This window comes from Lysobacter sp. H21R4 (genome assembly GCF_015277535.1).
Lineage (GTDB): Bacteria > Pseudomonadota > Gammaproteobacteria > Xanthomonadales > Xanthomonadaceae > Novilysobacter > Novilysobacter ciconiae.
In genome coordinates, this window is sequence record NZ_CP063772.1 from 2,097,176 (window position 1) to 2,109,568 (window position 12,393).

Annotated in this window: 10 protein-coding genes and 6 tRNA genes; 2 read left to right on the top strand and 14 right to left on the bottom strand. The window is 65.4% G+C overall.

Features of this window, described 5'->3' with window-relative positions:
- Positions 1-18 precede the first annotated feature (18 nt).
- From INQ40_RS09540 to INQ40_RS09590, 11 genes are all read right to left on the bottom strand, one after another.
- A tRNA-Val gene (locus INQ40_RS09540) sits at positions 19-93 on the bottom strand.
- Positions 94-136: 43 nt separating this feature from the next.
- Complete coding sequence (locus tag INQ40_RS09545; RefSeq protein ID WP_043957630.1) at positions 137-409, bottom strand: HU family DNA-binding protein; 273 nt, start codon at positions 407-409, stop codon at positions 137-139.
- Between the two features lie 226 nt (positions 410-635).
- A complete protein-coding gene (gene lon, locus INQ40_RS09550) occupies positions 636-3,080 on the bottom strand; it encodes an endopeptidase La (protein WP_194340248.1) in 2,445 nt (814 codons plus the stop codon).
- Between the two features lie 232 nt (positions 3,081-3,312).
- Positions 3,313-4,605, bottom strand: coding sequence for an ATP-dependent Clp protease ATP-binding subunit ClpX (gene clpX, locus INQ40_RS09555; RefSeq protein WP_194340249.1), 1,293 nt, complete (start codon positions 4,603-4,605; stop codon positions 3,313-3,315).
- Between the two features lie 205 nt (positions 4,606-4,810).
- Entirely contained in the window at positions 4,811-5,437 is a 627-nt protein-coding gene (gene clpP / locus INQ40_RS09560; RefSeq protein WP_193984070.1) for an ATP-dependent Clp endopeptidase proteolytic subunit ClpP, read from the bottom strand.
- A gap of 117 nt (positions 5,438-5,554) precedes the next feature.
- The gene (gene tig / locus INQ40_RS09565; protein ID WP_194340250.1) at positions 5,555-6,853 is read right to left on the bottom strand and encodes a trigger factor; all 1,299 of its coding nucleotides are present in this window, start codon (positions 6,851-6,853) and stop codon (positions 5,555-5,557) included.
- Positions 6,854-7,031: 178 nt separating this feature from the next.
- A tRNA-Leu gene (locus INQ40_RS09570) sits at positions 7,032-7,116 on the bottom strand.
- 99 nt (positions 7,117-7,215) lie between these two features.
- Positions 7,216-7,291, bottom strand: a tRNA-Lys gene (locus INQ40_RS09575).
- Positions 7,292-7,329: 38 nt separating this feature from the next.
- A tRNA-His gene (locus INQ40_RS09580) sits at positions 7,330-7,406 on the bottom strand.
- A 61-nt stretch (positions 7,407-7,467) separates the two neighbouring features.
- Positions 7,468-7,544: transfer RNA gene (locus INQ40_RS09585), tRNA-Arg, on the bottom strand.
- Positions 7,545-7,577: 33 nt separating this feature from the next.
- Positions 7,578-7,654 (bottom strand) — tRNA-Pro (locus INQ40_RS09590).
- A gap of 146 nt (positions 7,655-7,800) precedes the next feature.
- Here INQ40_RS09590 and INQ40_RS09595 point away from each other — a divergent pair.
- Positions 7,801-8,556, top strand: coding sequence for a Bax inhibitor-1/YccA family protein (locus tag INQ40_RS09595; protein WP_194340251.1), 756 nt, complete (start codon positions 7,801-7,803; stop codon positions 8,554-8,556).
- A 142-nt stretch (positions 8,557-8,698) separates the two neighbouring features.
- Here the strand turns inward: INQ40_RS09595 and INQ40_RS09600 are convergent, their stop codons facing one another.
- From INQ40_RS09600 to grxC, 3 genes are all read right to left on the bottom strand, one after another.
- Positions 8,699-9,706 carry an isocitrate dehydrogenase gene (locus tag INQ40_RS09600; protein ID WP_194340252.1) on the bottom strand — a complete coding sequence of 336 codons (1,008 nt, stop codon included), beginning with the start codon at positions 9,704-9,706 and terminating at the stop codon, positions 8,699-8,701.
- A 113-nt stretch (positions 9,707-9,819) separates the two neighbouring features.
- The gene (locus tag INQ40_RS09605) at positions 9,820-10,155 is read right to left on the bottom strand and encodes a carboxymuconolactone decarboxylase family protein (RefSeq protein WP_228482198.1); all 336 of its coding nucleotides are present in this window, start codon (positions 10,153-10,155) and stop codon (positions 9,820-9,822) included.
- Between the two features lie 62 nt (positions 10,156-10,217).
- Complete coding sequence (gene grxC, locus INQ40_RS09610) at positions 10,218-10,493, bottom strand: glutaredoxin 3 (protein ID WP_194340254.1); 276 nt, start codon at positions 10,491-10,493, stop codon at positions 10,218-10,220.
- Between the two features lie 275 nt (positions 10,494-10,768).
- Between grxC and INQ40_RS09615 the strand changes: the two genes are divergently transcribed.
- A complete protein-coding gene (locus INQ40_RS09615; protein WP_228076568.1) occupies positions 10,769-12,340 on the top strand; it encodes a M48 family metalloprotease in 1,572 nt (523 codons plus the stop codon).
- Positions 12,341-12,393 lie beyond the last annotated feature (53 nt).

A 12,393-nucleotide genomic window follows, 5' to 3' on the forward strand; every position in this document is an offset into this window, starting at 1 on the left:
AACCTGGTAACCCGGCGCTGGTGGGTGCTGAGGGTTTCGAACCCCCGACCCTCTCCGTGTAAAGGAGACGCTCTACCACTGAGCTAAGCACCCGAAATTCAGACCTGGGCAATACGACCGCCCGGTGGGTAGCCGCTTAGTTTACAGCGTCCTTCAGTGCTTTGCCAGCCTTGAACGCCGGATTGTTGGAGGCCTTGATCTGGATGGTCTCGCCGGTTTTCGGGTTGCGGCCCTGGCGGGCGGCACGGTTGCGCACCTGGAACGTACCGAAGCCAACGAGCGTGATGGAGTCGCCCTTCTTCAGTGCATCGGTGATCACGCTGACCATCGCGTCGACCGCGTTGGATGCATCGGCCTTGGAAAGCTCCGCAGCATCGGCGACGGCACTGACGAATTCAGACTTGTTCATTCAATTTGACTCCCTGAGCGGTTTCACCGCGTGTGCTTGAAATCGAAGTGCCAGCGTACATGACAGCTCCTCGATCGACCTTGCCGCTGCGCCCTGCCGAAAAACCGGCTTTCGCGAAACGGTTGCTGGCCGTTATACCAGTGGGGTTTTCACCGCGCAAGACTGAAACCCAGCAACGACGCGGGTTTCAGCCATATCCGGCGCTTTTTTCGCGTGCCCGGCGGGATCAGTGCTTGACCCCGGCCCGCGCGCTGCGCTCGCCCTTGCGCGGTGCCGGCAGGTCAGCCTGCCCAGCGGGCGGGAGCGGCGCCAGCGGGCGTTCCAGGGCGATGTCGAGCACCTCGTCGATCCAGCGTGCCGGGACGATTTTCAGGCCTTCCGTCACCGCCTTGGGCAGATCGACCAGATCCTTCTTGTTTTCCTCCGGGATGACCACCGTGGTGATCCCGCCGCGCAGGGCCGCAAGCAGCTTCTCCTTCAATCCCCCGATGGGAAGCACGCGTCCGCGCAGGGTGATCTCGCCGGTCATGGCAACCTCGGCGCGGACCGGGTTCTTGGTCAACGTGGACACCAGCGCGGTGACCATGGCGATGCCCGCGCTGGGCCCGTCCTTGGGCGTCGCACCCTCGGGCACGTGGACGTGGACGTCGTGCTTTTCCAGGAATCCCAGATCGATGCCGAGCCGCTCGGTACGCGCGCGCACGACCGACAGGGCCGCCGATGCGGATTCCTTCATCACGTCGCCCAACTGGCCGGTCAGCAGCAGCTGGCCCTTGCCGGGAACAAGGGTCGATTCGACCTGCAGCAATTCACCACCCACCTCGGTCCAGGCCAGGCCGGTCACCAGGCCGATCTCGTTTTCTTCCTCGGCACGGCCGAAGTCGAAGCGACGCACACCCAGGTACTTGTCCAGGTTCTTGCTGTCGACCACCAGCGGCGTCTTCCGCGCCTTGGCCTTGGGCCCGGCGAGCGCGATTTCCTTGACCACCTTGCGGCAGATCTTGGCGATGTCGCGCTCCAGGTTGCGCACGCCGGCCTCGCGGGTGTAGTAGCGCACGATGTCGTGCACCGCTGCCTCGGCGATCTTCAGCTCCCCGTCCTTCAGGCCATTCGCCTTGAGCTGCTTGGGCAGCAGGTAGCGCATCGCGATGTTGACCTTTTCGTCCTCGGTGTAGCCCGGGATCCGGATGACTTCCATGCGGTCCAGCAGCGGACCGGGGATGTTGAGCGAGTTGGCGGTCGCGACAAACATCACCTCGCTCAGGTCCAGGTCGACTTCCAGGTAGTGGTCGTTGAAGGAGTCGTTCTGTTCCGGGTCCAGCACTTCCAGCAGGGCGGACGAGGGATCGCCACGGAAGTCCATCGACATCTTGTCGATCTCGTCGAGCATGAACAGCGGATTGCGGGTGCCGGCCTTGGTCAGGTTCTGCACCACGCGGCCGGGCATCGAACCGACATAGGTACGGCGATGGCCACGGATCTCGGCCTCGTCGCGCACCCCGCCCAGCGACATACGCACGAACTTGCGGTTGGTCGCCTTGGCGATCGACTGGCCCAGCGAGGTCTTGCCCACGCCGGGCGGGCCGACCAGGCACAGGATCGCGCCCTTCATGCGCTTCACGCGGGTCTGCACGGCCAGGTATTCGAGGATGCGCTCCTTGACCTTCTCCAGCCCGTAGTGATCCGCATCGAGCACGTCCTGGGCCGCCTTGAGGTCCTTGCGCACCTTGCTGCGCTTCTTCCACGGCACGCCCAGCAGCCAGTCCAGGTAGTTGCGCACGACCGCGGCTTCGGCCGACATCGGCGACATCTGCTTTAGCTTGGCCAGCTCGCTCTTGGCCTTGGCCTCCACAGGCTGCGGCATTCCCGCCTCGGCGATCTTGCGGGTCAGCTCCTCGATGTCATTGGGCATGTCATCGATCTCGCCCAGTTCCTTCTGGATCGCCTTCATCTGCTCGTTGAGGTAGTACTCGCGCTGGCTCTTCTCCATCTGGCCCTTGACCCGGCCGCGGATGCGCTTTTCCAGCTGCTGCACGTCGATTTCGCCGTCGAGCAGACCGATCAACTGCTCCAGCCGGGCGCCGATGCCATGGGTTTCCAGCAGGCGCTGCTTGTCGGACACACGCACGCCCAGGTGCGCGGCGACGGTATCGGACAGCCGGCCGGGCTCATCGATGCCCGACAGGGTCTGCATCAGTTCCGGCGGAAGCTTGCGGTTGGTCTTGATGTACTGCTCGAACAGGCTCATCAGCGAACGCGTCACCGCCTCGATCTCGCGCTCGTCGCGATCCATCTCGGCCGGGATCTCCTGCGCGCGCCCGCGCAGCGCGCCGTCGGTCTCGACCACCTGGTCGACCTTGGCCCGCGACACGCCCTCGACCAGCACCTTGATGGTGCCGTCGGGCAGTTTCAGCAGTTGCAGGACCTGGGACAGCGTGCCGACCTCGAACAGGTCCCCAGGACCCGGATCATCGGTCTCGGCGGCTTTCTGGGCCACCAGCAGGATCTGCTTGTCGCCTTCCATCGCCGCCTCGAGGGCACGGATGGACTTGTCGCGCCCGACGAACAGCGGGATCACCATGTGTGGAAACACGACGACATCGCGCAGGGGCAGCACGGGCAGGTCCAGGGGTCCCTCGTCGCTCGTCACGCGGTCTGTGGATTGGCTCATTTTGAACTCCGGTCGTTCAAGCGGTCGCCCGCGCAGGGCGCGGCCGCATAAAAAAGAAGGGTGCCGGGAATTGCCGGCCATGACACGATTTATGGGGGCCATGGGGCAAGGTTGCAAGCGGCTTGTTCAGCCGGTACGGGCAAAATTCATGCCCCGAAAACAAAATCAGCCACTTGCAGGCGCAGGTGGCTGATCGCGATCCCGGACGGCGAATCCGTCCTTCGGAGTCGGCTCAGTCGCCGGACGCGGCCTTCTGCGGGGCTGCCGACGGCGTCTCGTAGATCAGGTACGGCTCGGTCTTGTGCTCGATCACCGACTCGTCCACGACCACCTTGCTGACATCCTCCAGCGACGGCAATTCGTACATGGTGTCCAGCAGCACCGACTCGACGATGGTGCGCAACCCGCGCGCGCCGGTCTTGCGCTTGAGCGCCTTGCGGGCGATGGCCACCAGCGCGTCGGGGCGGAACTCCAGCTCCACGTCCTCCATCTCGAACAGCTTGCGGAACTGCTTGGTGATGGCGTTCCTGGGCTCGGTGAGGATGGTCACCAGGGCCGCCTCGTCCAGCTCCTCCAGCGTTGCGACCACCGGCAGGCGACCGACAAACTCGGGGATCAGGCCGAACTTGACCAGGTCCTCGGGCTCGACCTCGGCCAGCACGGTGCCGATGTCGACCTTGCGGTCGCTGCTCTTCACCTTGGCGCCGAAACCAATGCCGCCGGCCTCGGTGCTGCGCTGCTGGATGATCTTGTCCAGGCCGGCGAATGCGCCACCGACGATAAACAGGATATTGCGGGTGTCGACCTGCAGGAACTCCTGCTGCGGGTGCTTGCGACCGCCCTGCGGCGGCACGCTGGCCACGGTGCCTTCGATCAGCTTCAGCAGGGCCTGCTGCACGCCCTCGCCCGACACGTCGCGAGTGATGGACGGGTTGTCGGACTTGCGCGAGATCTTGTCGATCTCATCGATATAGACGATGCCCTGTTGCGCCTTCTCGACGTCGTAGTCGCATTTCTGCAGCAGCTTCTGGATGATGTTTTCCACGTCCTCGCCGACATAGCCGGCCTCGGTGAGGGTGGTGGCATCGGCCATGGTGAAGGGGACGTTGAGCATCCGCGCCAGCGTCTCCGCCAGCAGCGTCTTGCCCGAACCGGTCGGGCCGACCATCAGGATGTTGGACTTGGCCAGCTCGATGTCGTCGCTCTTCTGGCGGCTCTCGATGCGCTTGTAGTGGTTGTAGACCGCCACGGCGAGCGTCTTCTTCGCCCGCGCCTGGCCGATCACGTACTCGTCGAGCACGGCGAGGATCTCGCGCGGCTTGGGCAGATGGCTGCGGGCGGACTGCGCCTTCTCCTCCAGCTCCTCGCGGATGATGTCGTTGCACAGCTCGACGCACTCATCGCAGATGAATACGCTCGGACCGGCAATCAGCTTGCGCACCTCGTGCTGGCTCTTCCCGCAGAAGGAGCAGTAGAGGATCTTGTTGCTGTCGCCGCTGCTGCGGCCCTGTCGGTCATCGGTCATGCGCTTGCCTGGATCGTCTTGGCTGGAACATCTGTAGTTGGAACATGGCACCCGCGGAACGCGAGTACGGGGCGATGGGTTCCGGCGTGGTTTGGTTTGAGGGTAGCACAGCGGGCGGACCCGAAAACTCACGGGCCCGCCGCTCAATATCGTTTAAAATCAGTAGCTTGCGCCAAATCGCCCGGGAGCCCGTGCGGCGTTGGACTCAACTGGCCTGGATGGACTCTTCGGGCCGGCGCTCCAGCACCTCGTCAACCAGACCGTAGTCACGTGCCGCCTCGGCACCCTTGAAGTTGTCGCGGTCGGTGTCGCGCGCGATCGTCTCCAACGGCTGGCCGGTGTGGCGCGACAGCACTTCGTTGAGGCGCTGCTTCAGCGCGAGGATCTCGCGCGCGTGGATCTCGATGTCGGTGGCCTGGCCCTGGAAGCCGCCCAGCGGCTGGTGGATCATCACCCGCGAATTGGGCAGTGCGTAACGCTTGCCCTTCGCGCCCGACGCCAGCAGCAGCGCGCCCATGGACGCGGCCTGGCCGACGCAGATCGTGCTCACGTCGGGCCGGATGTACTGCATGGTGTCGTAGATCGCCATGCCGGCGGTGACCACGCCACCGGGCGAGTTGATGTAGAGGCTGATGTCCTTCTCGGGGTTCTCCGCCTCGAGGAACAGCATCTGGGCCACGATCACGTTGGCCACGTGGTCGTCGATGGGACCGACCAGGAAAATCACCCGCTCCTTGAGCAGACGCGAGTAGATGTCGTACGCGCGCTCACCGCGGCTGGTCTGTTCGACCACCATCGGCACGAGGTTCAGGGCTTTTGTTTGCTTATCCATCAAAACGGCACCTTGGCTGGCATTGCATGGGCTGACCCAATCAACGTGGGGTCGACCGGGCCACGACGCAAGGGCCGCCGGTGCCCGCGTCAGGCGGGAACCGGCAAGCCGGATCGATTACTGGCGGATGGCGTCGGCGAACTCGAGCGGCTGCTCGGTGTGCTCGGCGCGCTCGGCGATCCAGTCGATCACCTGCTCTTCCATGACGCGCCCCCGCAGGCCGCGCATCAGGTCCTGGTCATTGCGGTAGAGCTCGATGACCTGCTCGGGTTCTTCGTACGTCGAGGCAATCAGGTTCAGGGTTTCGTTGACCCGCTTGGGATCTAGCTTGAGCTCGTTGTTGCGGGCCACTTCCCCCACCAGCAGGCCCACCAGCACGCGCCTGCGGGCGCCGTCCATGAACTGCAGGTGCGCGTCGGCGGGAAGCTCGGCGTTGCGACCCTGGCGGCGTGCCTGTTCGGCGGCCTGCGCGGCCATGTCGCGCGCCTCGTTCTCGACCAGCTTCGGCGGCATCTCCACCTCGGCATACGCCGCGGCCAGCTGCTCGCTGACCTCGCGACGCAGGCGGCTCATCAACGCGCCCTTGAGCTCACGCTCCAGGTTGCTGCGGATGTCGGAGCGGAACTGCTCGGCATCGCCGCTGCGGATGCCGAAGCTCTTGATGAACTCGGCGTCGACCTCGGGCAGGTGCGGTTCGGAGACCTTGCCGACCTTCAGGTTGACCGCGACGGTCTTGCCGGCGAGCGCGGGCACGCGCCAATCGGCCGGGAACTGGACGTCCACATCCTTCTCGTCGCCGGCCTTCATGCCCTTCAGCTCGGCCTCGATGGCCGGCAGCATGCCGCCGGAGCCGATCACCGTGGTGCCGCGCTCGGCGCCTTCGGCCGGCATGCGCTCGCCCTCGACGGTGGAGAAGGTCTCCAACTCGACCGCGTCGCCTTCCTGGGCGCCGCGCTCGACTTCGTTCCAGCTGCGGCGCTGCAGTCGCAGGTTCTCGACCATGGTGTCGATGTCCGCGTCCTTCACCTCGGAGGTGTTGCGGACGATCTTCAGGCCGGACACGTCGATGTCACCGAAATCGGGGACAACCTCGAAGGTCGCCACGTAGGCCAGCTCGTCGGCGCTGTTGCTGGCCGGCTCGATGGCCGGGCTGCCGGCGATCTTCAGCGACTGCTCGCGCACCGCGTTGCCGAAACTGTCGCGCACGAGCGCGTCGAGCACCTCGGCACGGACCTGCTGGCCGAAACGCTGCTCGATGACCTTGGGCGGGATGCGCCCGGGACGGAAGCCCTTGATCCGCGCCGTGCGCGAGATCTCGCGCAGACGGCCGCCGACTTCGCTCTGGTAGCGGTCCGACGGGAGGTTGAAGGTCATGCGGCGTTCAAGGGCACCGAGCGATTCGACCGAAACTTGCATATCCACTCCTGCAACCGCGGCGAACACCGACGGCACGTTGATTTGATGGTGGGCCAAGGCGGGCCGCGGCGGGCGGCGCCCGGCGCGGGTCAACGCGATAGTCTGGCGGATTCCGCCCCTCGCTGCCAGTCTTTTGCCGACCAGGCCAGCACTCCCACCGCAGTGATCACGACCGCGATGGTGCGAAAGGGGGGACTCGAACCCCCACGCCTTGCGGCACTGGCACCTAAAGCCAGGGCGTCTACCAATTCCGCCACTTTCGCTTGCTGGGACATGGCCACGGCGATCGCAGGATAGGGGCGAACGCGGGTGCCAGGCAATAAAAAGGGCGCCGGGGAATGATCCCTGGCACCCGTTCTATCTGGTGGGCCGTGATGGATTCGAACCATCGACCTATTGATTAAGAGTCAACTGCTCTACCAACTGAGCTAACGGCCCGGAACACGCGGAATTGTACAGCACAATCCCTGAAAAAGTGGGGTGGAAGACGGGACTCGAACCCGCGACCCTCGGAATCACAATCCGATGCTCTAACCAACTGAGCTACATCCACCACAGGCAAAACGACAACAGGCAAAACGACAGCAGGATCATATCCAAAACATGCGGGTGACTGGCGCGCCCGGCAGGACTCGAACCTGCAACCACTGGCTTAGAAGGCTAGTGCTCTATCCGGTTGAGCTACGGGCGCCTGTGGAAATCATACCGACGCCGTGGAACTTGTTGGTCGGGGCAGAGGGATTCGAACCCCCGACCCTCTGGTCCCAAACCAGATGCGCTACCAGACTGCGCTATGCCCCGATCCGGGCCTTCGTTGCACGCCAATGCCGCGAAAGGCCGACCATTCTGGCGCCGGGCCCGGGTACTGTCAACGGTTCAGCGGTAAACGCGCGGCTGCGGTGTATCCTCGGGGCAGACATCCACTTTTTACGGCCCAGGAGGCTTGCATGATCCGCAGCAGCAATCCGGCGTTGAAGGAGTCCAGCTTCCTGGACATCAACAGCGGCACCGTCGTGCGCGGCGGCAATGACGTGATGACCCTCAACGGCACGGTCAACAAGACCGGCATGCTGTTGTTGCTCTGCGTCCTCACCGCATCGTTCGCCTGGAGCCAGGTCTCAACTCCGGCCGGCATCGTCGGCGCTGCTCCCTACATGTGGGGCGGGCTGATCGGCGGGCTGGTGCTCGCGTTCGCCACCATCTTCAAGAAGGAATGGGCGCCGATCACCGCGCCGCTGTACGCGCTGGTGGAAGGCTTCTTCCTTGGCGCGATCTCGGCGATGTTCAACCACCTGTACGACGGCATCGTAATGCAGGCCGTGCTGCTGACCTTTGCCACGCTTTTCGCGATGCTGTTTGCGTACCGCAGCGGGATGATCAAGGTGACCGAGAAGTTCAAGCTCGGCGTGGTGGCCGCGACCGGCGGCATCTTCCTGGTCTACCTGGCCAGCATCGTGATGGGGTTCTTCGGGGTGAACATTCCGATGATCCACGAGTCGGGCATGGTCGGCATCGGCTTCAGCCTGGTGGTGGTCGTGGTGGCTTCACTGAACCTGGTGCTGGACTTCGATTTCATCGAGAACGCGGTGGCCAAGGGCGCGCCCAAGCACATGGAGTGGTATGGCGCATTCGGCCTGATGGTCACTCTGGTGTGGCTGTACATCGAGTTCCTGCGCCTGCTGTCCAAGCTGCAGTCACGCTGAGGCCTGCGCTGGCACGAGACGAGTCACGAAAAGGGCGCTTCGGCGCCCTTTTCATTGGCGCCACACCCGGCAAAAAAACGGAGCGCCAGTGGCGCTCCGTCGGGTCCGAAATACCATCAGCGGACGTAAACAGTTTTCCGAGTCAGACCCGGCTGGCGATCGCCTTGGCAAAGCCCATCGTGGTGCCGGTGCCGCCCAGGTCGCCGGTCAGGCTGTCCTTGGCTTCCAGCGTGGCCACGATCGCCTTGCGCAGGCGGGTGGCGTCTTCGGGCTTGCCGAGATGGTCAAGCATCTGCGCAGCGCCCAGCAACAGCGCGCACGGGTTGGCCTTGCCCTGGCCGGCGATATCCGGAGCCGTGCCGTGGACGGCCTCGAAGATCGCCGCGTCGGCGCCGATGTTGGCACCCGGGATCAGTCCCAGGCCGCCGATCAGGCCGGCACACAGGTCGGAGATGATGTCGCCGAAAAGATTGGTCGTCACCAGCACGTCGAACTGCTCGGGGCGCATCACCAGCTGCATGCACGCGTTGTCGACGATCATCTCCTCGCACTCGATGTCCGGGTACAGCGCGGCAACCTCGCGCGCGGTCTTCAGGAACAGGCCCGAGGTGGACTTGAGGATGTTGGCCTTGTGGACCACCGTGACCTTCTTGCGGCCAGCCGCCCGTGCCAGGTCGAAGGCGTAGCGGACGATGCGCTCGGAGCCCTTGCGGGTGGTCCGGGTGACGGAAATCGCGCTCTGCCCGTCGGCGGCGGTTTCCTGGCCTTCCGCGCTGTAGGCGCCTTCGGTGTTCTCGCGCACGGTGATCACGTCCACGTCGGCCGGGAAACGCGTCAGCGTGTTGGGGAAGGACTTGGCCGGACGCACGTTGGCGTACAGGTCGAAGCGCTTGCGCAGCTCGACGTTGATCGAGGAGAAGCCGCCGCCGACCGGCGTGGTGAGCGGGCTCTTCAGGGCGATCCGGTTCTTGCGGATGGAATCCATGGTCGCGGCCGGCAGCAGCTCGCCGGTCTTCTCCATCGCGCCCATGCCGGCGTCGGCGTATTCGTAGGCCAGGTCGAGCTTCATCGCATCAAGCACGTGGAGCGTTGCATCCATGATTTCCGGGCCGATGCCGTCGCCATGGATGACCGTGATCGTCTGAGTCATGTGGGATTCTCTTCCAGCTGGGGGAGCGCGCTGCGTGCTGCGCGGCGCCGAAGGGTTAGCCCCGTAATTATGCCGGATCGCCGGCCGGCCTGCAGGCCGGCGCGGAGGTAAAGTCAGCTGTGGTCATGCACCGCCGGTGCCGTGCCCTCGCCCCGCTCGAGCTGGTCGAGGAAGTCGACCGCGCGGCGCAGATGCGGGATCACGATCGAGCCGCCCACCACCAGGCCCACCGAGAACGTCTCGAACAGCTCCTCGCGCGTGGCCCCGGCCTGATGGCACTGGCCGACGTGGTAGCTGATGCAGTCGTCGCAGCGCAGGACCATCGAGGCGGCCAGGCCGAGCAGTTCCTTGGTCTTCACGTCGAGCGCGCCGGCCTTGTAGGTCTGCGTGTCGAGGGCGAAGAACCGCCGCACGACCTGGTTGGGTTCGGCCAGGATGCGGTCGTTCATGCGCTGGCGGAAGTCGGCGAAACCCTCGGCGGCGCCGCTTCCCGGCCGGTCGCCCGCCTCGCTCACTGCGCGCCTTCCAGCAAGGGCTCGAACTTGCCGGCGCGATGCATGGCCATCATGTCGTCGAAACCGCCCACGTGGGTGCCGCCGACGAAGATCTGCGGCACGCTGGTGCGCTTGGCGAGCGCGACCATTTTCTCGCGTTCGGCCGGGTCCAGGTCGACGCGGATCTCGCGCCATTCCAGGCCTTTGCTCTTGAGGAAGTTGCCCGCCGCCACGCAATACGGGCAGGTCGCGCTGGTGTAGATGAGGATCTCGGGGGTCGCGTTGGAAGTCAAAACGTCTCTCCTGCAGTGAACTCGGGGGGCGGTTGGCGGTCATATGACCGGTCGTGGTGGACAGGCGCCGAGTATCTCGCGGCGCCGTCCGGGCCACTAGATGCGTTAATGGGTCGCAAGACGCCGAACCGGTGTGTGGTCCAGTCTAATCCGCCCGGCGCGCCTGCCGTAGATCATCGCCATCGCGGTTAACCGCAATTAACCCGCAACGCCGCCGCACGCACCATCCTCGATCCACCGCCCCACCCTGCAACACCGGTACCAGGAGCCTCCACTTGCGCCGCATCGTCTTGCTCACCACCGCCCTCACCTTTGCTCTGGCCAGTGTCTGTGCCCCGGCGCAGGACTCCCTGCCGGATATCGGCTCGTCCGCCGGTGAGTTGCTGACCCCGGGCCAGCAGGAGGAATACGGCGCGATGATGCTGGCGCAGTTGCGTCACTACGACTACATCCTGGAAGACCCGTTGATCGACAGCTGGCTGGATGCGCTGGGCAGCCGGCTGGGTGCGAGCAGTGACCGGCCGACCCAGCCGTTCACCTTTTTCATGCTGCGCGAACGCCAGATCAACGCCTTCGCCACGCTGGGCGGCTACATCGGCGTCAACGCGGGGCTGGTCCTGGCGGCCGACCGCGAGGACGAGGTGGCCGGGGTGCTGGCACATGAGATCTCCCACGTCACCCAGCAACACGTGTTGCGCGGCGCCGAACGCACGCAGCGCGACCAGCTGCCACTCCTGCTGGGCATGCTCGGCGCGATCGTCGCCGCCCAGGCGGCCGGCGGCAGCTCGTCGGGCGAGGCCACCCAGGCCGCGATCATGTCGGCGATGGGCCTGGCCCAGCAGCGCCAGATCAATTACACCCGCTCCAACGAGCACGAGGCCGATCGCATCGGCTTGCAGACCCTGGCCCGCGCCGGTTACGACGCCAGCGCCATGGCCGACTTTTTCCTCGTCATGCAGGCGCGTTCGCGGGCCAATGCCGCCGGCGCCTATGACATTCCCGACTACCTGATGACGCACCCGGTCACCACGACCCGCATCAGCGAGGCCAAGGAGCGGGCGGCGCGCCTGGGCGCCAGCACCGGCCGCTTCCAGCCCGGCTCGATCGCCACCGACAACCCGCTGTTGCCGGACGGGCTGGTCATCCAGGCCAGCGCCAGCCAGGGCACCGGTTACTTCGACCTCGCCCGCGAGAGGCTGCGTGTGTTCAGTGCCGAATCCCCGACGGCGGCGATCCGCGAGTACGAGCAGATCGCCGGCCGCGGCGAACTGGACGAAGCGCAGCGCTACGGCCTGGCGATCGCACGCCTGCGCGCCGGCCAGGCACCCGCGGCGGTGACCCTGCTGCAGGGCCTGATGAAAGATCGCCCCGCGGACCTGTGGATCAACCTGGGCCTGGCCGAGGCGGAATCGCGCAGCGGCCGGAAGGCGAGTGCCGACACCCGATTTGAAGCGCTCGCGCAGCGACTGCCGCGCAATCGCGCCGTGGTCCTGACCTATGCCTCCGCACTGCTGGAACGCGATGACCTGGAATCGGGCAAGCGCGCGCAGGCAGTGCTGCGGCCGCTGGCCGGCCAGTCCGCCAACGATCCCGAGTTCCAGCGCAGTTTTGCGCGCGCCAGCGAAATCGCCGGCGAGCCGATCCGCGCCGGCGAGGCCTACGCCGAGGCGGCGTTCCTGAGCGGCCGCGCCGAGCAGGCCCTGGTGCAGTTGAACGTGCTGAAGAAGCGGCCCGAGGTGGACTATTACGCGCGGGCGCGGATCGAGGCGCGCATCGCCCGGATCACGCCCACGGTGCTGGAGCTGCACCGTCAGGGCATCCGCGACGAGGTACTGGAACGGCGCTAGCCTGAGCGGCGAGCGGCGTGCGTTTCGGCTCTGTCATCAACCGGTCATGAAGC

Coding starts and splice junctions, on each gene's coding strand:
- clpX (WP_194340249.1), bottom strand. CDS start 4,605: ATGACCGATGACCGACAGGGCCGCAGCAGCGGCGACAGCAACAAGATC.
- INQ40_RS09545 (WP_043957630.1), bottom strand. CDS start 409: ATGAACAAGTCTGAATTCGTCAGTGCCGTCGCCGATGCTGCGGAGCTT.
- clpP (WP_193984070.1), bottom strand. CDS start 5,437: ATGGATAAGCAAACAAAAGCCCTGAACCTCGTGCCGATGGTGGTCGAA.
- INQ40_RS09605 (WP_228482198.1), bottom strand. CDS start 10,155: ATGAACGACCGCATCCTGGCCGAACCCAACCAGGTCGTGCGGCGGTTC.
- tig (WP_194340250.1), bottom strand. CDS start 6,853: ATGCAAGTTTCGGTCGAATCGCTCGGTGCCCTTGAACGCCGCATGACC.
- lon (WP_194340248.1), bottom strand. CDS start 3,080: ATGAGCCAATCCACAGACCGCGTGACGAGCGACGAGGGACCCCTGGAC.
- INQ40_RS09595 (WP_194340251.1), top strand. CDS start 7,801: ATGATCCGCAGCAGCAATCCGGCGTTGAAGGAGTCCAGCTTCCTGGAC.
- INQ40_RS09600 (WP_194340252.1), bottom strand. CDS start 9,706: ATGACTCAGACGATCACGGTCATCCATGGCGACGGCATCGGCCCGGAA.